The organism is Bacillus sp. sid0103, assembly GCF_019219025.1.
In genome coordinates, this window is record NZ_JAHUWN010000018.1 from 31,109 (window position 1) to 53,962 (window position 22,854).

22 protein-coding genes and 2 riboswitches are annotated in these 22,854 nt (G+C 38.3%); of the genes, 5 read left to right on the forward strand and 17 right to left on the reverse strand.

What is annotated here, in order from left to right:
• Position 1: 1 nt before the first annotated feature.
• From KW850_RS19535 to KW850_RS19575, 9 genes are all read right to left on the reverse strand, one after another.
• Complete coding sequence (locus KW850_RS19535) at positions 2 to 1,984, reverse strand: heme lyase CcmF/NrfE family subunit (protein ID WP_218349444.1); 1,983 nt, start codon at positions 1,982 to 1,984, stop codon at positions 2 to 4.
• A gap of 26 nt (positions 1,985 to 2,010) precedes the next feature.
• A complete protein-coding gene (locus tag KW850_RS19540) occupies positions 2,011 to 2,463 on the reverse strand; it encodes a cytochrome c maturation protein CcmE (RefSeq protein ID WP_218349445.1) in 453 nt (150 codons plus the stop codon).
• Positions 2,464 to 2,475: 12 nt separating this feature from the next.
• Entirely contained in the window at positions 2,476 to 3,528 is a 1,053-nt protein-coding gene (locus KW850_RS19545; protein WP_218349446.1) for a hypothetical protein, read from the reverse strand.
• A 260-nt stretch (positions 3,529 to 3,788) separates the two neighbouring features.
• The gene (locus KW850_RS19550; RefSeq protein WP_218349447.1) at positions 3,789 to 4,442 is read right to left on the reverse strand and encodes a c-type cytochrome; all 654 of its coding nucleotides are present in this window, start codon (positions 4,440 to 4,442) and stop codon (positions 3,789 to 3,791) included.
• A 10-nt stretch (positions 4,443 to 4,452) separates the two neighbouring features.
• Positions 4,453 to 4,902: a PCYCGC domain-containing protein gene (locus tag KW850_RS19555; RefSeq protein ID WP_218349448.1), complete on the reverse strand. Its 450-nt coding sequence runs from the start codon at positions 4,900 to 4,902 to the stop codon at positions 4,453 to 4,455.
• Between the two features lie 156 nt (positions 4,903 to 5,058).
• Positions 5,059 to 5,556 carry a DUF6803 family protein gene (locus KW850_RS19560; RefSeq protein WP_218349449.1) on the reverse strand — a complete coding sequence of 166 codons (498 nt, stop codon included), beginning with the start codon at positions 5,554 to 5,556 and terminating at the stop codon, positions 5,059 to 5,061.
• Between the two features lie 140 nt (positions 5,557 to 5,696).
• Positions 5,697 to 6,254 (reverse strand): elongation factor P, encoded by a 558-nt coding sequence (efp, locus tag KW850_RS19565; RefSeq protein ID WP_218349450.1) that lies wholly within the window; start codon positions 6,252 to 6,254, stop codon positions 5,697 to 5,699.
• A 21-nt stretch (positions 6,255 to 6,275) separates the two neighbouring features.
• Positions 6,276 to 7,337: a M24 family metallopeptidase gene (locus KW850_RS19570; RefSeq protein WP_218349451.1), complete on the reverse strand. Its 1,062-nt coding sequence runs from the start codon at positions 7,335 to 7,337 to the stop codon at positions 6,276 to 6,278.
• 76 nt (positions 7,338 to 7,413) lie between these two features.
• Positions 7,414 to 7,911 (reverse strand): YqhR family membrane protein, encoded by a 498-nt coding sequence (locus tag KW850_RS19575; RefSeq protein ID WP_218349452.1) that lies wholly within the window; start codon positions 7,909 to 7,911, stop codon positions 7,414 to 7,416.
• Positions 7,912 to 8,200: 289 nt separating this feature from the next.
• Between KW850_RS19575 and KW850_RS19580 the strand changes: the two genes are divergently transcribed.
• Complete coding sequence (locus KW850_RS19580) at positions 8,201 to 9,145, forward strand: DUF1385 domain-containing protein (RefSeq protein WP_218349453.1); 945 nt, start codon at positions 8,201 to 8,203, stop codon at positions 9,143 to 9,145.
• A gap of 57 nt (positions 9,146 to 9,202) precedes the next feature.
• Positions 9,203 to 9,598, forward strand: a complete 396-nt coding sequence (locus KW850_RS19585) for an SA1362 family protein (RefSeq protein ID WP_308128827.1) — start codon at positions 9,203 to 9,205, stop codon at positions 9,596 to 9,598.
• 44 nt (positions 9,599 to 9,642) lie between these two features.
• Here KW850_RS19585 and KW850_RS19590 read toward each other — a convergent pair whose 3' ends face one another.
• The 4 genes from KW850_RS19590 to KW850_RS19605 all read right to left on the reverse strand — a co-directional run bounded on the left by KW850_RS19590 (position 9,643) and on the right by KW850_RS19605 (position 15,078).
• Positions 9,643 to 10,527 (reverse strand): patatin-like phospholipase family protein, encoded by an 885-nt coding sequence (locus KW850_RS19590; RefSeq protein WP_218349455.1) that lies wholly within the window; start codon positions 10,525 to 10,527, stop codon positions 9,643 to 9,645.
• Positions 10,528 to 10,686: 159 nt separating this feature from the next.
• Positions 10,687 to 11,136, reverse strand: coding sequence for a C40 family peptidase (locus KW850_RS19595; RefSeq protein ID WP_218349456.1), 450 nt, complete (start codon positions 11,134 to 11,136; stop codon positions 10,687 to 10,689).
• Positions 11,137 to 11,354: 218 nt separating this feature from the next.
• On the reverse strand, positions 11,355 to 13,913 hold the full coding sequence (locus tag KW850_RS19600) for a vitamin B12-dependent ribonucleotide reductase (protein WP_218349457.1): 2,559 nt from the start codon (positions 13,911 to 13,913) through the stop codon (positions 11,355 to 11,357).
• 328 nt (positions 13,914 to 14,241) lie between these two features.
• Entirely contained in the window at positions 14,242 to 15,078 is an 837-nt protein-coding gene (locus KW850_RS19605) for a lipoate--protein ligase family protein (RefSeq protein ID WP_218349458.1), read from the reverse strand.
• 191 nt (positions 15,079 to 15,269) lie between these two features.
• Between KW850_RS19605 and KW850_RS19610 the strand changes: the two genes are divergently transcribed.
• A complete protein-coding gene (locus KW850_RS19610) occupies positions 15,270 to 15,653 on the forward strand; it encodes a rhodanese-like domain-containing protein (protein WP_218349459.1) in 384 nt (127 codons plus the stop codon).
• Here KW850_RS19610 and KW850_RS19615 read toward each other — a convergent pair.
• The 4 genes from KW850_RS19615 to gcvT form a co-directional block, all read right to left on the reverse strand.
• Complete coding sequence (locus KW850_RS19615) at positions 15,616 to 15,879, reverse strand: hypothetical protein (RefSeq protein ID WP_218349460.1); 264 nt, start codon at positions 15,877 to 15,879, stop codon at positions 15,616 to 15,618. The two genes, KW850_RS19610 and KW850_RS19615, sit on opposite strands and share 38 nt — an antisense overlap.
• Positions 15,880 to 15,992: 113 nt before the next feature.
• Positions 15,993 to 17,453: an aminomethyl-transferring glycine dehydrogenase subunit GcvPB gene (gcvPB, locus tag KW850_RS19620; RefSeq protein WP_218349461.1), complete on the reverse strand. Its 1,461-nt coding sequence runs from the start codon at positions 17,451 to 17,453 to the stop codon at positions 15,993 to 15,995.
• A complete protein-coding gene (gene gcvPA / locus KW850_RS19625; RefSeq protein WP_218349462.1) occupies positions 17,446 to 18,792 on the reverse strand; it encodes an aminomethyl-transferring glycine dehydrogenase subunit GcvPA in 1,347 nt (448 codons plus the stop codon). The genes gcvPB and gcvPA overlap by 8 nt, the downstream gene beginning before the upstream one ends.
• 18 nt (positions 18,793 to 18,810) lie before the next feature.
• Positions 18,811 to 19,917 (reverse strand): glycine cleavage system aminomethyltransferase GcvT, encoded by a 1,107-nt coding sequence (gene gcvT / locus KW850_RS19630; protein WP_218349463.1) that lies wholly within the window; start codon positions 19,915 to 19,917, stop codon positions 18,811 to 18,813.
• An 86-nt stretch (positions 19,918 to 20,003) separates the two neighbouring features.
• Positions 20,004 to 20,083: riboswitch (glycine riboswitch) on the reverse strand.
• A 3-nt stretch (positions 20,084 to 20,086) separates the two neighbouring features.
• A riboswitch (glycine riboswitch) is annotated at positions 20,087 to 20,174 on the reverse strand.
• Positions 20,175 to 20,348: 174 nt separating this feature from the next.
• Here gcvT and KW850_RS19635 point away from each other — a divergent pair.
• Together KW850_RS19635 and KW850_RS19640 are read left to right on the forward strand one after the other, a co-directional pair.
• Positions 20,349 to 22,037, forward strand: coding sequence for a DEAD/DEAH box helicase (locus tag KW850_RS19635; RefSeq protein WP_218349464.1), 1,689 nt, complete (start codon positions 20,349 to 20,351; stop codon positions 22,035 to 22,037).
• The gene (locus KW850_RS19640) at positions 22,015 to 22,809 is read left to right on the forward strand and encodes a YqhG family protein (protein WP_218349465.1); all 795 of its coding nucleotides are present in this window, start codon (positions 22,015 to 22,017) and stop codon (positions 22,807 to 22,809) included. Before KW850_RS19635 ends, KW850_RS19640 begins: the two co-directional genes overlap by 23 nt.
• The last annotated feature ends 45 nt before the right edge of the window (positions 22,810 to 22,854 follow it).

The following is a 22,854-nucleotide window of genomic DNA, read 5'->3' on the forward strand; positions in this document are numbered from 1 at the left end:
TTTAAGACACCTCTTTGCGAACCCCTGTGTATCGAGGAGTGACATTTCCATATTTTCCATTCCAGACAGCAAACAGGGCACCAATCACAATCATTAATGATCCAATCCATAACCAATTCATCATTGGATTGACCTTTACAACAAATGTAGCTTTTCCATCGTCTTCCCATGCACTTAATACGATGTACAAGTCTTCTTTAAGTGAGGAAATAATCGCCACTTCGGAAGATGGCTGTTCCCAATTCCCATAAAACACCTTTTCAGGTTGGAATGTGCCAAGCTTTTTACCATTTCTAAAAACTGTTACATCAGCATAAACGATGTCATTAATTCCTTCTTTTTTTTGGTCAAGTCGATCATAGTTGATACGATAATCTTTTAGTTCAATAGACTGTCCTAAATCGACCGTTTTCATAGTTTGTAGATCATAATTCTGTGAACCAATGATCCCCATTGTGATAAAGGCAATCCCAAGATGGACAATATATCCACCGTATCGACGTCGATTTCGAATCATTAATCGATACAAAGCAACAAGTGGAGATTCCTTCGTCATCTTTCTTCTAGCTTTAACCCCTCTATAAAACTCTAAGAAATGGGTAATTAATAATAGAGTGATAATTCCATAACCAATTACTGCCCAAGCCTTTTGAATTCCTAATACCACCATTAAAATCATAGCGAGAATTGCAAGAATAGCTGGAATCAGGAAATTTTTCCGAAGATTTTTTACCGTTGATTTTTGCCAAGCAAGCATTGGACAAACCGCCATGATAAACATCATTGATAATAGAATGGGTGCTTCAACTTTATTAAAGAATGGAAGACCGACCGTAACTTTTGTACCACGAACTGCTTCAGAGACTAACGGGAAAATAGTTCCCCAAAATACTGCAAAGGCTGCGCCAACAAGTAATAAATTGTTTACTAGGAAGCTGCTTTCTTTAGAAACAAAAGAATTAAATTCACCTGCACTTCGTTTAAGCAAGTTATAACGGCTCATTAATACATAAAGTGCTCCAATAACAGCCACACCCATAAAGATTAAGAAGTATAATCCTAGGTTTGAATTAGCGAAAGCATGCACAGATGTAAGAACCCCGCTTCTTACCAGGAATGTACCGAATAAAGTAAGTGCGTAAGAAACAATGATTAAGCTGATATTCCATATTTTCAACATGTTTTTTCGTTCTTGAATCATCACGGAGTGCAAGAATGCAGTAGCCGTTAACCATGGCATAAAGGATGCATTTTCAACTGGATCCCATGCCCAGTAGCCGCCCCATCCTAGCTCAACATAAGCCCATTGTCCGCCGAAAATATTACCAAGACTTAAAAATAACCATGCAATAATCGTCCAGCGTCTTGTCATTTTAATCCAGAAGTCATCAACGTTTTTCAAGATTAGTGCTGCCATTGCAAACGCAAATGGAATGGCAAGCCCGACATAACCTAGGTATAGGGTGACTGGATGAATAATCATGCCAGGGTTTTGGAGCATTGGATTTAAGCCATTTCCTTCGATAGGAATCTCATCTAATAGAATAAAAGGTTTTGCAACAAAGCCTAAAATAAAGAAGAAGAAAACCGCATTTGCTAGCAAGATGGCAGAAATGTATGGAACCATAGGATTTCCTTTTAACTTTCGAGAAAAGGCAATCATATAGGTATAAAGAGTTAGGAAAAATGTCCACAATAACAACGATCCTGCATTACCTGCCCATAATGCCGTTAATTTATAGATGATGGGCAGTTCACTGCTTGTGTAATCATGAACATATTCATATTGAAATTGAGACGTTGCTAAAAGGTAGAACAGTGATAGCATAGCAAGTGATGAACAAACTAATAATGCAATTAATCCACCCTTACCACTGTTAACAAACTTTTGATTTTTCGTGCTAATTCCCAACGTAATAATAAGAAGAGAATAAATCGCAATGGCTAAGCCTATATAAATTGTTGCGTTGGCAAATAAATACATTTGGTCACCTTCTTAAGTTAGCCCTTTTATTTTTCTTTCGGTGTTTGATTTAACTTATCTTTATGTGTCTCTGGATCATATTCTTTCATATCTTTTCCTTCATATTTAGATGGACATCTTGTCTTAACTGTCTCTGCAACAAAGGTGTTCTTTATAGTTGGTGCACCTTGGAGGATGGTGATAACACCTTCTGAGAAATTATCCGGTTTTGTTCCATGGTGAATGACATGCATAAGATTGCCGTCGTTATCTTTCACATCAAACTTCAATTCAATTTTTTTCGCATCCCATTTAATAGAATCCTCGATTAATAGTCCTTCAACCGTTACAAAATCATCCTTATGAAGTTCTTGTGTAGCCAAAAGCTCTTTCAATGTTAACTCAACACCACTTGATCCGGGTGTTGCTGCCATCAAAAGGAAAACAATGGAGGCCGCAATAATAAACCCTCCAATCATAATAATCGTATTTTTTTTCATTCTTCTCACCTCTTAGATTAATTTCTTCATTTCTTCTTCGTACATTTCCTGATCAATCTTTTCCATTAATAACTTTTTACGTAATTCTTTCTTTTCCTCTGAAATCGCTATTTTGTTATCTTCTTTTGCCGTTTGCAATGGTTTCTTTGGCTGTTTTTTTGTTTGTTTGGCACCCTTTACTCCTAATCGTGAATTTCCTCTTAAGCCTAGGAAGACAAAGAGCCCTGCAATAATAATCGCAGCTCCAATGATCGAAGCACCACCCACTCCGATTATGGGGCGTTTAGAAGGATCGGATGTTCCACCAGATTTGACCACTTGATCTGTTGCAGTTAACCCACTATGGTTTTCATCATTTGGCGGCTGCTGTTTATTAATAGCTTCCATCGTAGATTCAGTACCATCCTTTTTATATGTAAAAGAATATTTTAAACCAGCGTTTGCCTTAACATTTTTGTATTGGTAGTAATAGAGCTCTTCCCCATATTCATTTTTCGAATTGTTGTCTGCCTTGGGTTCCATTTTTATTTCATTTGCATCCATAGGAGCATAAAAGATAACATCTAAAAGTTCGATATCGGCTTTATTCTTAAATTCATATAAAAAACTCTTGTTGCCTTTTACATCTATGGACTTGGTATAGTACTCAATGACAAATTCGTAGGTTTCATTATTCTTAATCGCCTTAGCAGGTTTCCAAGTAATAATCCCGTTTTCTTTATCAACATCATATGGGCGCTGCACTTCTGGCTTATCTTTTTCTGGAAATTCTGCTACCAAAAAGGCTTCAAAGCCTTTATCCATTGTTGGAACAGGAATTTCAATCTTCCCATTATAATCTTGACCGCTTTTATTGGTAATTGTTCCGTACTGACCAACTAATAAGGATGGAATCTCGCGCGACCAGCCTTCTGGATAATCAAACTCTGGCATTACTTGAACCTGCATTTCCTTAAAGGGAAATTTTTCTGCTTGAAAGGTTGTCTCAGCACTTGCCTTCGGAATGATGAAATTCATGAAAAATGATACGATTACGAATAATGCCAACCATTTATTTTTCAGCATCTTTAATCCTCCTTGAAACTTATCTCTAGAAAGTACTATTTTTTACTATAGTCCAATTTGAAATAAATATAATCTTTATCAACTCTTATTTGTTGAAGCACTCTTGAACATTTTGTTAAAGGATTAAAATCGTTGTGTTTTCGTCAAAAATCCACCACATAATGTTCACATTTATCAAAAAATTCTCTGTTAATTAACACAGCCAACAAAAAAGACCTGAATCAATTTGCTAGATTCAGGTCTTTTTTACTGTATACTTTTTACTTTTGCTCCAAGGATCGGATATAGGTTACAATATCTGTTATATCCTTTTCTTTGAGTTGACGTGCGCCTTCTAGGCCCTTTAATGAAGGTCCCATCCGTGTTTCTTCACGGCCATATGCTGCATCAATCCAAATTTGCTTATCAGTGGTATATTTTAAATATTGTGGATTAGAAAGAGCTGTTCCCATTTTCTCTTTACCAATAGCTGCCTCACCATGGCAATTGAGGCAATATAAATTATATTGTGCTTTTCCACGTTCTGGATCACCAGAAATAGTTTTGGGGACATCAAATTCTAAATCCTTTGTTTGCCAGTCTCTTATATAAGCAACAAGATTATTTAGATCGTTTTCTGTCATGCGTGGACCATAGGCTGGCATTACCGTACCTTCTCTTCCATACTTCACATAATGATACAGATCACGATCCGATACAGTGCTTAAAAAATTCTGGCTATTTAAAGCCGTCCCAGGTTTTGAGCCTTCTCCCTTTCCTGTCTCACCGTGACAAAAAATACAATTTTTTTTGTATAGTTTCTCACCTGCCGCAATAGCCTCCGATTTCTTGCTTTCAAAAATGTGGCTATTACTTATACAGACAATAATTCCAATAATAATCAAAATATAAAATCCGATTAGTATTTTCTTCATGGGTTACCCCTTACTTAGGTTCAGGTGTTGAGGTCGGCTCCCCAATATCTTCATATTTTCCTGTGATTAATTGATAAATTTTATTCGTACTTTTACCACTAAGATGCATTTCAACCGCATCCCTGGCAATATCGATACATGTATCGCAAGAGATTCCGTGAGAATCCCACTCTGTTACTGCATTATCGTCCCCAACTTGTTTAACAAAGCAATCTAGATTGCTTTTATGACCTTCAACAACACATCCACAATAACAAGGGACTGAAGCTACGACTTCTGGATAAGTTGCAGCCATAACATAGGTTTCATTAATTTCCTCAGATGTATTGAGAACGAAATCTGGTAATGGGGAATGTTTTTTATCGAGTTTCCAAGTTTGATCACTGAGTTTGGAACTGCAGCCAGCTGCCACAATGGCAAACAAAATCCCAAGGAACAAGAGAGATGTCATTCGTTTCATTATCTGTTCCACTCCTTCCCTATAGTATTTAATACTATTTCAGTTTAGCAAAAAGAATTTAGCCAAAATGAAACTAATTCTTACTATTTAGTGAAGTTTTTCATCTAAATATAAAGACCGCTGGTAATATCACAAACGGATTTCCAGCGGTTGAACTTACATATTCATCATATCATGGCCTGATGGAGAACCAGTGCCAAGAGCAGGATCAATCATCCCAAATATCATCGCAATATGTGCAACTACCAGAAAAATACTTACAAAAATTGCATGAAATTTTAGCTTTTCTTCTTCTGTTTTATTTCTATAAATAAGACCTAAATCCAGTAGTGCCATTCCAAGAAACGGAATAATTCCAAGTAAGTAGAAAGTAACGGCGATAACGTCAATCCACCCTTTCCACTCTCCATTAACAGTTAGTGGAATGTAAGCTGTTTTCATTAGGTAAATGAATATTCCAGTAAAATAAAAGCCTGCGAAAATACCTGTTATTTTATTTAATTTTTTCAAGGCACCATCTACTTTTCTTGTAAATAAAATAGCAATTTCGGAAATCGCTAGTATTTCTGCACAGATTACTGGAACTGCCATAAAAATTAACAAATTCCAAGGCTGATTGTCTGCTAATAATCCCATATAATGTGTTATGTTCATAGTTATCTTCTCCTTTATTTTTTCTACACCCTTAATGTAGTGAAGAAGTATGCAGAAACTTAGGAGAAATTGTGGAGAAATTGTTAAAAAAAAGCCTTAATCCGACAATTTTCGGATTAAGGCTTTATAATAATTATTAATTATGCACGAGAAACATATGATCCATCAGTGGTATTGATAATCAACTTATCCCCTTGATTGATAAAGAAAGGTACTTGAACATTAAGTCCAGTTTCAAGCGTAGCAGACTTAGTTCCACCAGAAGATGTATCACCTTTAATACCTGGTTCAGTTTCAGTTACTTCTAAAATAACGTTGTTTGGTAATTCAACCCCAAGGGTTTCATAGTTAAACATCATAATGTGTACTTCCATGTTTTCTTTCAAGAACTTCAATTCATACTCAATATTTGAAGCTGGCAGTTCTACCTGTTCATAAGATTCCATATCCATAAACACGTGATTATCGCCGCTTGCGTATAGATATTGCATTTTACGATTATCAATTTGTGCTTTCTCTACTTTTTCACCTGCACGGAACGTTTTTTCTTGAATCGCACCATTTCGAAGATTACGAAGTTTAGAACGAACAAACGCTGCACCCTTACCTGGCTTTACGTGTTGGAAATCCAGAACACGCCATAGGCCTCCATCAACTTCAATTGTTAAACCTGTTTTAAAATCATTTACAGATATCATGTTTAAATCCTCCTAAAATCATTACAGTATAATTAGTTCTTTTGTAGAATGTGTGAGTGCCTCGTTATGGTCCTTGGTAATCACTAAATCGTCTTCAATCCGTACACCGCCAAGACTTGGGATATAGATACCCGGTTCACATGTTACCACCATTCCAGGTTCTAACACGACATCAGATTTCATCGATAATCCTGGTGCCTCATGAATCTCAAGTCCGATCCCATGTCCAGTTGAATGACCAAAGTATTCGCCATAACCTTTTTCTGATATGTAATCTCGTGTGATTGCGTCTGCTTCCTTACCCGTTAATCCTGGTTTGATTCCTGCCATACCACGTAGTTGTGCTTCAAGAACAATTTCATAAATTTCCTTTAGCTTAGCATCTGGTTCCCCAACTGCAACAGTCCTCGTAATATCAGAAACATAACCATTGTAATAACAGCCATAATCCATGGTTACAATATCGCCAGCCTCAATGACTTTGTCACTTGCAACACCATGGGGCAGTGCCGAGCGATGACCTGAAGCAACAATCGTATCAAACGAAGAAGATGTCGCACCTGCTTTTCTCATAAAAAACTCTAACTCATTCGATACTTCTAATTCCGTCTTTCCTGGACTAATAAAGTCTAAAATGTGTTTGAAAGCCGCATCAGCAATATCAGCTGCCACCTTTAATATCTTAAGCTCTGAATCAGTCTTTATCAAGCGTAACTTTTCAATTACACCGGAAATCGGAACAAGTTCAGCTTCGATTTCTTTATCATATAATTTAAAGGAGGAATAGGTAAGAAAATCTTCTTCAAAACCAAGCTTTTGAATACCCAATTTCTTTGCTTGTACCGCTACCTCTTCCGGGATAGACCCCGTAGTTTTAATAATTTCGAAACCTTGACATTGTTTTGTAGCCTGTTCAATATAGCGGAAATCTGTTAGAAACTGAGCCTTATCTGCACTAATTAAAACAACACCAGCTGTGCCAGTAAAGTTAGAAATATAGCGTCGATTAAATGGACTAGTGATCAGGATCCCGTCAATTCCATGTGTTGAAAAATTAGATCTTAATTTTTCTATTTTTTCCATGACTCTCCACTCTCCTTTTTAAATCAATGAGGACAAAAATATTTTATCACAACCTAACAAATCCGACTAATTAAAGTTAGGCTGACTCCTCTTTCTCTTGTTGTACATTATTTTGATACTCATAATTTATGGAATAACCAATGAAGATTCCATATACGATATATATACAAATGGATGTAATGATCGTATCACGATTTAAATCAAAGAAGGGTTTAATTCCAGGGAAAAGTGGGTTAAGAATAAAGAACACAATAGCAAACAATACAATTCCATACACTAGACCAAACCAAAAACCCTTGAATTTTCTCAATGCTGCATAGTAAACAAATGCTGCAACTATTGAACAAATTCCAATTAATATGATGGATATAAGTGTACCTAGCCATTCATGCTTCCAATTCCCCAGTGCCCATGGTTCAAGGATGACATTAGGACGAATTTCGGTAAAACTTAAGTAGGAAGCAATCCATCCAAGGGTTCCCCAAAACAAACCTCCAAATAACCCTGTCCAAAAGACCATCACCGGAAAGGACATGGGTTTCGGATAATTACCTTGTTTCTGTTCGTTCGCCATTATAACAACCTCCGTTTACTATCCGCTTCATTGGGCATGCTTTTTGGATGTTCATAATTCTTGTAGTTTTTGTCCCTAAAAACAGGGACCACAAAAGGCCATAATAAATTCCATTTTTTATTATGTCCTTTGGGATTCAATCCCTTACATCAAAAAAAACTTTTTTAATTGGAAATATTATGTCATTCCTAGAGGTTTTTTTATTTTTCTAGTAGAATAGAATTAAGTACATACAGATTTTTTCTACTTCTGCTGTTGTGCAACTTTTGATTAGGTTGGTGTTATGTATATGTCTAGTTCTCAAAAACCCGTTTATGGCGGCCAAGCGGTTGTCGAAGGTGTTATGTTTGGCGGTAAACATCATTATGTTACTGCAGTTCGCAGAAAGGATCAATCTGTTGAATATTTTCATTTGCCACGTAAAGCAAATCCCTCTTTTACAATTTTGAAAAAAATCCCTTTCCTGCGTGGGATCATTGCTATTATTGAGGCTAGTGCGAATGGATCAAAACATTTAAACTTCTCAACAGAAAGATTTGATGTTGATCCAAAAGATGATGAAACGATAAAAGAAAAAGAAGTTTCTAAATTAACAATGTATCTGGGCGTAGCAGCAATTGGTGTCATCTCATTTTTATTTGGTAAATTTGCCTTTACGTTAATTCCTGTGTTCCTTGCAGTTTTGACAAAACCCATTTTTCCTTCCGATTTCGCCCAAGTGTTAGTGGAGGGCTTTTTTAAACTAATCTTGTTAATCACCTATATTTATTTTGTATCTCTTACTCCATTAATAAAAAGAGTGTTTCAATACCACGGGGCTGAACATAAAGTAATTAATACCTTTGAAGCAGGTGTTGAATTAACTGTCGAGAATGTGCAGGCTCATTCCCGATTGCATTACCGCTGTGGCAGTAGTTTTATCCTGTTTACCGTCATTGTTGGAGTTTTTGTTTATATGCTAGTACCTACATCTCCACTTTGGCTGCGGATTGTAGACCGTCTTCTCCTAATTCCTGTAGTCTTAGGTATTGCTTTTGAAGTCCTGCAGTTAACAAACAAACTTCGAGATATTCCAGTGTTGAAGTTTTTAGGATTACCTGGTCTGTGGCTTCAACTGCTTACAACGAAGGAACCACAAAACGACCAAGTGGAAGTAGCAATTCTTTCTTTTAACAAATTATTAAAAATGGAGAAGGAATCTGAGTTTTTATCGAAAAATGAAGAAATTGTCTAAATCCTTGTTTTATAGTGTTTAAAAGATATTAAAAATGCTTAAGATGCTCTTAGGGAGGTGGCTTTCTTGAAGAATCGGACATTTGTTCATGTGGTTGTTGGGGGACTTATCATTCTTGCATTAATTGGCCTTGTTGGTACATTTACAGCTAATCCAGCCGCTTTCATTCAGAGGATAGCTGTCATCGCATTGATTGTTTTAGCCGTTTATTTCCTAGTTAGGAAGTTTTCCAGTTCAAGCCCTCAGAAAAAAGAGCAGCGGGCATTTCTTAAAGCAGCCAAAAAGTCAAAAAAACGATTACAACAAAAGAGTGGGGAAGCAACTGTTAAAACATCCTCTCTCGGGACATTAGCATCATTAAAGAAGAGCAACAAGACAAAAAAGAAATCACCTGCTCATTTGACCGTTATCGACGGCAAAAAAAGTAAAAAGAAAAACCGAGCGTCCCTATAGGCGCTCGGTTTTTTATATTAATGGAAGACAAAGGCAATTTCCAATTAATAGCTCCAAGTCTTCAAAAATTGTTTGGCTTTCTCTCTTCCTAAATCAAACAATTCACGTTTCTTTTCCTCTGTCAGCGAAAATTCAGTCCATAACACACCCTCTGTCGGGATAAAGATAATATTCTTTACATGTTTCTTTGAAATGTACCTGGAATCGTGGGCATCCTTCATTGTTTCAAATAATGCTGCGAAAAGTTGAACAGCATTTTTTATTTTATGTTTTTCATGTTCATAATCACTTGAACTTAATTTAATCCCGAGGACAGGTCTTATTTTTTGTGCATTTTCCTTATCGAAAAGCCACATCGGAAAATTACTCAGAACTCCGCCGTCAACTAGCACATTCACCCCGTCCATTGAACGCATTTTTACTGGCTCAAAGAAATAAGGGATACTGCAGCTGATTCTTATCGCTTTTGCGATCGGGAATGACCCAGGTGAAATACCGTATTTCTGTAAATCATCAGGCAATACAATCATTTGCCCATTTGAAAGGTCAGATGCGATGACTCGAAGTGCTTGTGGCGGCAGGTCTGCAAATGTTTTTAACCCTTTAGCCTCAAGTTTCTCACAAATCCATTTTTCAAGCTCATTCCCTTTATAAAGTCCTAGCTTCCAATAAACAAACAGCCATTTTGCAAACGGGAAAGGAATAATGGTTTTGCGGGCATCCAGAAGTTTAGAAAGATCTAACTCATCGAGCAATTGGAAAATTTCTTTACTTGTGTAACCAGCGGCAATTAATGCGGCAACGATCGAACCTGCACTTGTTCCTGCCACCCTAACAAATTGTAAACCTTTATTTTCAATTTCAGCACAGGCCCCAATTAGTGCAAACCCTTTAATACCTCCTCCAGAAAAAACGCCGTCAATATACATGGCAGCCACTCCCAAAGATGAACTTATTTTTACATCTTTAAGCAGTTGTATTAATAAATAGTACGGAGGACAAGCAGAAAATTAAAAAATAAAAAAAGAACATCGATTTTGCACGATGTTCTTTGTTCATTCATGATATAGAAATCGCTTAACTTTTCACTAAAAACGTTTCGCTCCAATAAATCTTGGCTTCCAGTAACTATTGCTTGTATAAGCGATTGAAACGCCTTTTGAAGATGAAGACTGAATCATTTTTCCGCCGCCAATATAAATGGCAACGTGACTTGGTCTACTTGCTTTATTAGGTGCAAAAAACATTAAGTCTCCAGTACGCAAAGAGGTAACACGGTATCCTTTTTGGTAGTACATTTCAGCTGCCGTCCGTGGCAATACTTTTCCAGCCTTACCGTATGAATACTTAACTAAGCCAGAGCAATCGAAACCTCTAGGTGTTATTCCACCCCATCGATATGGGACGCCTAGATTTGCTTTTGCTACTGAAATTGCTTTTGTATGGTAATAGGCCGCTTCCGCTTTATCACCCATAGTGGTAAACAATGAACTTAGAATAATTGTCATAGCCATTGCTGCAATGATTTTTTTCAACATCTTGTTTTATCCCCCTGTGTGCTTCGATACTATTAATATACAAAAAAAGAATAACATCGAAGTAACAGGTAGATTACAGTAATATTACAAATTTCGACTTTATTTTAAAGATTCTAATAGTTTTCTCATTTTTTTGTAGTATTGTTAAACTTTTTTCACGGATATCGACAATTATCTCAAAAAAAAAGGGGAAACTTTCTCCCCCCTTCATTTTTTAATTATAATCCACATTTTAATTGGGCCCCGCAGTTAGTGCAGGTATTGCAGCCACCCATTTCTTTAACTTTACCTGTACGACAAACCGGGCATGTGTTCCCTACTTCCGATCCGATTGTAACACTTGTTGAACGTAGTTCGCTAATAGTGTCTACAAGGACTACATGCTGCTTAGGTTTTTCATTAAAAATGGATAATTGTTCAGCGGTGTTTTCTTCAGCTTTAAGTGTTAGTACCTGAGTATCGCGTGAGCCATCAACATATACGGTTCCACCTTTTGCCCCGCCGCGGTATAAACGTTGGTAAACTTTTTCAACCTGCTCAACGCTATACCCTTTAGGTGCATTAACAGTTTTACTGATGGAGCTGTCGATCCAGCGCTGGATGACACATTGAACATCTGCATGTGCTTCCGCCGATAGTTCCATCGCTGTCACAAACCATTGTGGAAGGTTGGTTTCATCTGCTTCAGGATGCGTATCTAGGTACTCTTGCACGATATCCGCTTTAACTTCAATAAATTTACCAAGACGTCCGCTGCGGAAGTAAGAGAATGAGAAATAAGGCTCTAACCCGGTGGAGACGCCAACCATGGTCCCAGTGGATCCGGTTGGAGCCACAGTGAGTAGATGTGAGTTTCTAATTCCACTATCTAAAATAGCTTGGCGGATATCATCAGGCATCTTCTTCATATATCCTGTATCGATGAAAGCTTGTCGTAATCGGTTTGTATCATTTGCTGTTTCACCAGATAGGAATGGGAAGCTACCTTTCTCTTTTGCCAATTCTATTGAAGTTCTGTAGGCAGTCGTTGCAATGACTTCAAATACTTGATCAACTAGTTTGTTGCCTTCCGGTGAACCATACTTCGTTTCACAATAAATCAGCATATCATGCAAGCCCATTACTCCCAGCCCTACACGTCGTTCACCAAGTGCCTGCTTTTTATTTTCTTCAAGGAAGTATGGTGTTGCGTTGATAACATTATCCTGCATCCGTACGCCCACAGCTACTGTTTTCTTTAGCTTTTCAAAATCAACCGTTTTTGTATCCTTATCAGCCATTTCCGCAAGATTTACAGCTGCAAGGTTGCAGACGGAAAATGGCGCAAGTGGTTGTTCTCCACACGGATTTGTAGCAACGACTTGTTGCCCATATGCTTTGGCATTGGTCATGTCGTTTGCATTATCAATAAAAAATATACCAGGCTCTGCAGAGTAGGTGGCACAAATATTGATTAGGTTCCATAATTCTTTTGCTTTAAATTTTTTGTACACCCGTACTTTATGCCCGCGTTTTTCCCACTCGCGCACGTCACCAACTGTATGCCATTCTTCGTTGTATACCTTCATTTCTTCCTGATTATATTGTTCAACATATGGGAAGCGTAGTTCGTACTCACTATCGGACTCTACAGCATCCATAAATTCTTTTGTCAGACATACTGAAATGTTTGCACCTGTAAGGAACTCAGGATTATGAACAGTGTAATTACCGCCCGTTAATAATTTTTCCTCTGCATCAGCGATGATATTTTCATCAAATCCACCGAATCCAGGAATGTTTTTATAATTTACAATCCCCTGGAACATTGCTGTTTCTCTGAGTGTTAAAGGAGTAAACTTTAACTTATCTTTAGCAAGTTTCTTAATGGTTTCATCGTTTGTATTTTCAATTAAGAATCGTAGAATTCTTGGATTTTGCATCTTTGAAATAATAAATTCAATAATGTCAGGATGCCAATCCGCCAACATTATCATCTGTGCTCCACGTCTTGAACCACCTTGCTCAACCAAATGCGTCAATTTCGCAATATCATCCAACCATGAAACAGAACCAGATGATTTACCGTTTACGCCTCTTGCCAAGGTATTTCTTGGTCTCAATGTTGAGCCATTTGTACCTACACCACCGCCGCGGCTCATAATCTCCATTACCTGCTTGCGATGATCCGAGATCCCTTCACGTGAGTCAGGAACAAACGGCATAACATAGCAATTGAAGTACGTTACATCGGTATCAGCCCCTGCACCATAAAGAACCCGGCCTGCTGGAATGAAGTTCATGTTAACAAGTTCTTGATAAAACCGTTCCGTCCATTCTCTGCGCTTTTCTTCCGTCTCTTCCACCGAAGCAAGACCCGTAGCATTACGCTTCGCAATTTGCTCATAGAAGAGCTCCAGTGGCTTTTCAATCACATCTAAAGACCTGACTATCACACCAGTACTAGCTTCTTCAGGGTCATCAAGTACCCCTCTGAATTCCTCTTCGACTATTACTTTTGCTCTTTTCTTTTCCCAGTCAATTTCCATAATGTAACCAAGACCACGTGCTGGGAATTTTGGATCCTCTTTAATAGTTAAAACAACAAAGTCGCCGTTTGTTAGAGTAATCTTTGCTGTGTCTTTAAAAGTATAGCGGTCCAACATGACCAATCGGGAAACACCCTTGTGAGTTATTTTCATATCTGGGGTAACTGGATGTACTTGGGGGAATAGGTGAATATCCTCATTCAACCTTTCAAAATCAATATTCATTGTTTGTCTAAAAACTACAGACATGAGAACAACTCCTTCAAAATTATATCTACCTATTGTGCTAAATCTAGCAGCTTTACGCTACATCTAGTTGGTTTGTATTTTAAGGGTATCATAGCCAACCAGAATAAATCAACTAAATATCAATATGTGGTACCGAAAATATTTTCGACACCACTATATATTGTAGATTGAGCGGATAACAATCATTTTGTCAAACTCAAAATATAATAGAATTAAAAGTAATCAATAGCTTTTAAACGATTTTCGTCAAAAATCAGGAAAATTCAACAAAATTCGCAGGTTGCGTCTTTACATATAGCAAAAAAAAGAGCGACGATTGCGTCGCGATTTATCTCTTGAAATTCCATTCATCACTCTCATAGCGCTCTTTTGCAATTTTGTCAACGTATGCAATTTCATCCTCTGTTAAATGATAAGGTTCAAGTTCAATATTTAGACCTTCCGCAAAGCCCTTATAGAATGCAACCTTTGCTTCCTCAAGAGATATTCTCCTTGGACTGATCGCGTTGATTGCGACCGCTTTGTCCTTAAAAGCCTTTCTCATTCGTTCCTTTACTCTTTCACTTGGATATTTAAATAAACTAAATAGCTTATCTTCATCTAGATCTAACAAAATGGAACCATGCTGTAATATAACTCCCTTTTGCCTCGTTTGTGCACTGCCGGCTACCTTTCTGCCTTCAACCACAAGTTCGTACCAACTCGGCGCATCAAAACATACAGCTGAGCGTGGATTTTTCAAAGCATCTCTTTCCTCCGCTGTTTTTGGGACTGCAAAATAAGCCTCAAGGCCTAAGTGATGGAAGCCTTTTAAAATTCCTTCAGAAATAACACGATAGGCTTCCGTTACCGAATTTGGCATTTCTGGATGGTCTTCAGAAACAATTACACTGTAGGTAAGTTCGTGCTCATGAAGCACTCCTCTGCCGCCTGTAGGTCTCCTGACAAAACCTAATTGATGAGCCTTCACTGCTTCCATATCAATTTCCTTCTCAACCTTTTGAAAATATCCGACTGACAAGGTTGCTGGGTCCCAGCCATAGAATCGAATCACCGGAGGAATTTTTCCCTCACTGTGCCAATCCAGCAATGCTTCATCCAATGCCATATTAAAAGATGCCGAACTATTACCAGTATCTATAAAACGCCAAACTTCTTTTTTCATACAAAAACCTCTTTTTTTAAAATTATGTCGAGTTTAAGTCTACCAAAATCTGATATAGATTCAAAATAAGATGTTTCTGCTATAATTTAATTAGGCTATTAGAAAAGAATTTTTAACATGCATCTTTATCTTTGTGTGATTGACTTATATAATAAACTAGTGCATGAAAGCTTGAAAGGAGCAAAAAGAAATTGAGTTCACTTTACCCCTTATTAATTATCATCGTAGCAGTTATTATCTATTCCGTTTTTACCTATTTCTATCAGAAAAGGATTGTTAAAACGGTAACAGAAGAAGAATTCCGTGCGGGATACAGAAAGGCACAACTAATAGATGTTCGTGAAGCTAATGAATTCGAAGGCGGTCATATTTTAGGAGCGCGTAATATCCCAATGTCACAGATCAAAATGCGCATGAAAGAAATTCGTCCTGATATGCCGGTCTATTTATATTGCCAAAGCGGAATGCGCAGTGCCCGTGCAGCACAATTCTTACACCGAAAAGGCTATAGAGAGCTAACCCAACTTCAAGGCGGGTTCAAAAAATGGTCAGGTAAAGTAAAAACGAAAAAATAAGAAATGATAAAAGGTTTCGGAGACCCATCCGAGACCTTTTTATTTTGGTTCTGTTAAACTTGCCTGTTGATTTCCGCTCCAGGCGCTTCGCTTTCCGCGGGCGGTCCGGGGAGCCTCCTCGTAGCTGCGCTCCTGCGGGGTCTCCCCTGCCCCGTCCTCCCGCAGGAGTCTTCGCGCCTTCCTCTCCAATCAACAGGATGCCAAAATCAACAATAAGCTTTAACATAACCTTTATTTTAAAGTTGTGTTATACTTGCTTGTTGATTTGCGCACCAGGCGCTTCGCTAGCTCAAAAATAAAAGGTCAGATTCATTTTAATGAATCTGACCTTGCTAATTATTATGCTTGTTGGTACTTCAAGACTGGTTTACGAGCAGCTTTTGTTTCGTCCATACGGCCGACCACAGTAGTATGTGGTGCTTCCTGAACGATTTCTGGATTTTCCTCTGCCTCTTTAGCAATTTGGATCATAATATCGATGAACGAATCTAAAGTCTCTTTTGATTCAGTCTCTGTTGGTTCAATCATGATACATTCTTCCACATTTAACGGGAAGTAAATGGTTGGCGGATGATAGCCAAAATCAAGCAGGCGTTTCGCGATGTCTAATGTACGGACACCTAGTTTTTTCTGGCGTCTTCCGCTTAGGACAAATTCATGTTTACAATGACGATCAAATGGCAGATCATAATATTCAGCTAGTCTTCTCATCATATAGTTCGCATTTAATACAGCGTACTCTGTTACCGCTTTTAAGCCATCTGGTCCCATCGAGCGAATGTATGTGTAAGCACGAACATTGATCCCGAAGTTTCCGTAGTATGGCTTCACACGGCCAATTGATTGTGGGCGGTCATAATCAAGGACATATTCTTCGCCTTGCTTTGTGATAATCGGCTTCGGTAAGAATGGGATAAGGTCTGCCTTCACCCCGACAGGACCGGAACCAGGGCCACCGCCTCCATGTGGGCCAGTGAATGTTTTATGAAGATTTAAGTGAACAACATCAAATCCCATATCTCCAGGTCTTGCTTTTGAAAGAACGGCGTTTAGGTTTGCTCCATCATAATAAAGCTTACCACCTGCTTCATGGACAATTTCAGCCAATTCAAGAATGTTTTCTTCAAATAGTCCAAGCGTATTCGGGTTGGTTAACATTAATGCCGCAGTATCTTCCCCAACAACCCTTCTTAAATCTTCAAGGTCGACAAGACCATGTTCATTTGATTTAACGGTAATTGTTTCTAGACCAGCAATCGTAGCAGAAGCTGGGTTCGTACCATGAGCAGAATCAGGGACGATTACTTTTGTACGGTTCATATCACCGTTAGCCTCATGATAAGCACGGATCATCATTAAACCTGTCCATTCCCCATGAGCCCCAGCGGCAGGTTGCAAGGTCACTTCGTCCATACCTGTTATTTCGATTAAATGCTCCTGCAAATCATATAAAAGTTCAAGAGCACCTTGAACAGAGCTCTCATCTTGTAGCGGATGTACATGTGCAAATCCGTTAAAACGCGCTACATTTTCGTTGATTTTCGGATTATATTTCATCGTACACGAGCCTAGTGGATAGAATCCTGAATCGACGCCATGATTTCTCCTCGAAAGGGCAGTGTAGTGGCGCATAATATCAAGCTCCGAAACTTCAGGAAGTTCAGGCTCTTCTGTACGAAGGTAACCATCAGGAAGGAGACCGCTGAGATCTAGTTCCGGTACATCCATTTCCGGCAGGCTGTAGCCGATGCGGCCTGGTGTGCTAAGTTCAAAAATGAGTGCCTGGTCTTGATTATGCATGGAAATCCCCCAATTCTTTCACTAGAGTATCAATTTCTTCCTTCGATCTTTGTTCTGTTACAGCAATCAGCATATGGTTAGCCAGTTCTGAATAATCACGACCTAAATCATAGCCTCCGATTATTCCTTTTTGTAAAAGGTTTTGGTTGATTTCTTTTACAGGCTTAGTTAATTTCACAACGAATTCATTGAAGGAATGGCCATCATAAACAACTTCAAAGCCAGCTTCCTTGAAAGCATTTTTCGCATAATGAGCTTTTTGCAAGTTGGCCGCAGCCATTTCCCTGACACCCTTTTTACCAAGTGCGGTCATCGCTACAGATGCAGCGAGGGCATTTAATGCCTGATTGGAGCAAATATTTGATGTCGCTTTATCACGACGAATATGCTGTTCACGCGCTTGCAGTGTTAAGACAAAACCGCGGCGCCCTTGGTCATCCGTTGTCTGTCCAACAAGACGGCCTGGAACTTTCCGCATTAACTTAGTAGTGACAGCAAAATATCCGCAGTGCGGTCCGCCAAAGGCAGTTGGGATCCCAAACGGCTGCGCATCACCAATAACGATGTCAGCACCAAATTTACCTGGAGGTGTTAATACCCCTAGTGACAGTGGGTTACTTGAAACAACAAACATGGACTTATTTGCATGAATGATTTCCTCAAGCTCTTTTAACGGCTCGACTCGCCCAAAGAAGTTTGGATATTGGACGATAACAGCTGCAACATCTTCATTAACAAGTCCTTTTAATGAGTCAAGATCTGTTACACCATCTTTGACTGGTACTTCAATCACATTGAGGTACTGACCCTTTGCATAAGTTTTAAGAACATCACGTGATTCTGGATGTACAGCACTGGAAACAACTATCGTTTTTCGTTTGGTATGGCCTGCACTAAGCATCGCTGCTTCAGCAAGTGCAGTTCCGCCATCATACATCGATGAGTTGGCAACATCCATTCCAGTTAACTCACAAATCATGGTTTGGAATTCAAAGATTGCTTGAAGTTCACCTTGTGAAATTTCTGGTTGATAAGGTGTATAAGCTGTATAAAATTCTGATCTAGAAATAACATGGTCGACAATTACAGGCATGTAATGGTCATAAACACCTGCACCAATAAAAGATACGTTTCTTTTCAGGTCAGCGTTCCGACTAGCCATCTTAAATAGCTCTTTCATTAAGGCTGTTTCAGACTTTGCCGCTTTTATATTGTACTCACCCTTAAATCTTACTTTCTCAGGGATATCGCTAAACAGTTCATCAATAGAGGAAACACCAATTGCCTCAAGCATAGTCTTCTTATCTTGTTCAGTCATAGGTAAATAGCGATGTTTCATAAACCTAACTCCCTTCTGTTATTTCTTTTCTTTTTTATAAAAAGGTGTTGGAACTACAGTAGCTTTTAAACGTTTGCCGCGAATTTCAACTTCAACTTCGGATTCAAGACTCGCAAATTCTGCATTGATTAGGACAAGACCAATATTCCTCTTTAACGTGGGTGATTGCGTTCCAGTTGTAACCTCACCAATTAATTGATCACCTTTATAAACAGGGTAGCCATGACGTGGAATCCCGCGATCAATCATTTCGATTCCAACCAATTTTCTTGTTAAGCCCTTTTCTTTTTGTTGGATTAAGGCTTGTTTCCCGATAAAGTCATCTTCTTTGTTTAATTTCACAGCGAAGCCAATTCCAGCTTCAAGTGGTGAAATTTCTGGAGATAGTTCTTGACCATAAAGCGCTAAAACTGCTTCAAAGCGAAGTGTGTCGCGTGACCCTAATCCACATGGAATTACTCCATCTTCTTTACCTGCAGTTAAAATGTCTCTCCAAAGGTCCACAACATCTTCTGCATCGCAATACACTTCAAATCCATCTTCACCAGTATAACCAGTTCTTGATACAAGTGCCTTTTTCCCATTTAGGATTACATCTTGTTGGAATTTAAAAAAGCCAATTTGGCTTAAATCATTATCTCCCGCAAGCTTTTGCAATACTTTTTCCGCAAGTGGTCCCTGGATAGCCAGCTGTGCTGTTTTTTCCGATAAGTTTTCTAAAGAGACATCACCAGTTAAATGGTCTTCAAGCCATTTGTAATCTTTTTCAATATTTGATGCGTTTACTACTAATAGGTAATGATTGTCTTCGATCTTATATACAAGCAGATCATCAACAGTACCGCCATTTTCATAACACATGGCTGTGTACTGGGCACCTCCATTTTTTACTTTTGAAATGTCATTAGTCATCATTTTTTGTAAAAATTTTAAGCTGTCAGTGCCTTTTACTTCGACCTCACCCATATGGGAAACATCAAATAATCCTGCACTAGAGCGAACAGCTTCATGCTCTTCTTTAATACTTGAGAATTGGACTGGCAGTGCCCAACCTCCAAAATCAATGGTTTTTCCTCCCCATTCTTTATACACATCAAAAAGCGGAGTTCGTTTTAATTCAGACATTCTTAATCCCCCTTCAATCTTTGGCACAAATGATTAATTGAATAACATAAAAAAGGACAGAAACCTCCTATGAAACGTTGGAAGGTCTCTGTCCTTGCACCTGAAAGTTTACCTAAAAAGGCTTTCCCCTTTGGTGGCTGCTTAAAGTTAGCAGCACTCTCCAGAGCTGCGTCCAACAAGAGTTCTTTTGCCTGAGAGATTCACATTTCTGCTTGCTCCTTCGGCGCTACATAAGTAGTCTCTCCCCTTGTTATCATTCGCATTATAATATTATCCAAATTGGTCATACTAATTATACTTATAAAATAAATTACCTTATTAAAATATTTAAAACATTCAAAGCTATTATCATCCTACATTAAAATAATACATTGAGCAATAACTTTATTAGAAAACCATAAGCTGGAAATTGCACAAAAGGAGCTGGCACCATGTCGATCGAAATTGAATTTGATTCCTCCTGGAAGGATGATTTTTTACATAGAATCGAAAACGATGGTCCATGGGGGAATTGGGACCTTTATAAACTTGCAATTGGGGTAGAAAAACATCTCGTTATCCCAGATTTTAAGGGGTTATTAGCACCTAGTCATTTGCCTAATTTAACCCCCCTTCCACACCAACTAGAAACAGCGAAACAAGTAATTGAAAATATGAACGGGAAAGCCATTCTTGCAGATGAAGTAGGACTCGGAAAGACGATTGAGGCAGGGCTGATTCTAAAAGAATATATGATTCGCGGCTTAGTGAAAAAGGTATTAATTCTTGTTCCTGCATCGTTAGTTACTCAATGGTCGATGGAGTTGAATAGCAAATTTTTCATTCCAGCCATTTCACAAAGGAAAAGCTATGTTTGGGAACAGTGTGATGTTGTCGTTTCGTCAATTGATACGGCCAAACGAAATCCTCATCGAGACATAATTTTTAAGCAGGACTATGACCTTATTATCATTGATGAAGCCCATAAACTTAAAAATAACAAAACAAAAAACTACGAATTTGTTCAAAATCTGAAAAAGAAATTTTGTTTATTATTAACAGCAACACCTATACAGAACCGAGTTGAGGAAATTTTCAATTTAGTTTCTTTATTAAAACCAGGACATTTAGGCAGCGAAACAGCATTTTATGAAAAATACAAACGAGATGCACGGTCATTAAATGATGATGAACATTTAAAAGAATTAGTTAACAAGGTAATGATTCGGAATCGGCGGGCCGATACAGGGATTGAGTGGACGAAACGGCATGTTGAAACGATTCCAATTGAATGTACCCCTGAGGAGAAAGACCTTTACGAGTCCATTACTGATTTAAAAGGTGAAGGGAATTGGGTTCAAACTAGCTCATTCTCAGTTATGACGTTACAGCGTGAGGCATGCAGCAGCAGAGAAGCGGTATATTATACCTTAAAAAATATGCTGCAAAAAAAGGAAAACCCAACCCCGGCATTTGAAGAACAAATTCAGTACTTAATTAAAAAGGTCGAAACAGTCCAGAAAAATTCAAAAGCTGAAAAAGCATTAGAATTAATCCAAAAGGTAAATGATAAAGTGATTATTTTTACCGAATACCGAGCTACGCAAATGTATCTGCAATGGTATTTAAAACAGCATGGCATATCTTCTGTTCCTTTTCGCGGCGGCTTTAAACGAGGAAAAAAGGACTGGATGAGAGAATTATTCCAAAAACATGCTCAAGTCCTAATTGCGACGGAAGCTGGCGGTGAAGGAATAAATCTGCAATTTTGTAACCATATCATTAATTTTGACTTGCCATGGAATCCAATGAGGCTCGAGCAAAGAATAGGTCGTATTCATCGTCTCGGCCAGGAAAAAGATGTCATGATTTATAACTTTGCAATCAAGAATACGGTTGAAGAGCACATCTTGAAACTTCTCTATGAGAAAATCCATTTATTTGAAAAAGTAATCGGCGAACTTGACGATATTTTAACAAAGTTGGAATTTGGCAATATCGAAGATCATTTAATAGATATTTTCGGACAATCCTCTACTGAAGGGGAAATGCGCATTAAGATGGAAAATTTATCTTCAATGATTGAGTTTGCCCAAGAGATGAAGAAAGGAGATTCCCATGCAGCAGCAGGAAATTCATAACTTTCTATTGAACTATTTTCAGGCCAATGATTGTCCAATTGTGGAGAATGGCCCTGGCTATTTAATTGTCCAGTTAACAGTAGAACTGGATAAGGAATTAATGAACCGCCCTTTTTACTGGCACTATTTAGAAAAAACAGGTGGAATTCCCAATCCGATGAAGCTCACCTTTATCACGAATCAAGATGCCGCACCCGAAAATATAAAAGGAGAAATCATCCATTTTGGTTCACCTCGTCTTCATCAAATTTTTGAGTCGGCAAAAAAATTGGCCAGTTATATGCGGCTTTATGAAAACCATCGCCATCAAAACAAGCAGACTCCTTTAATGCCATGGTTATGTATGAATGTTAAAATATCCTATCAATGTGATCGGAAGCGGGATATTTTCAAGACGATCGGCTTACAACTTATTAACGGAACCATGGTCGAGGATTTTCATAACAGGCTGCTGAAAATACCGTTAACACCCAAAATTCCGGATTATTCCTTTACCTTATCGCCATTAGTAAGACCCCAAAGCGGGATTTCAAGGATAGAAACATATCTAACTTCAGTGATTGAAAAAGATGACCACTCCTGGGCTGATGAAGCTAGAAAACGCTGGGAGCAGGATTTACGTCTTTTAAACCACTTTTATGAAGACGTTGAAGAGGAAGAAAATGAAAACTACGAAACAGAAAAACAGGCACTAAAAGAACAATACGAACCGAAAATCTCCATATCCTTCATAAACGCTGGTCTTTTCTATTTAACCGACAAAGCCATATAAGGGTGTCAGGCACCATGTGAATTTTTCACATGGTGCCTGACACCC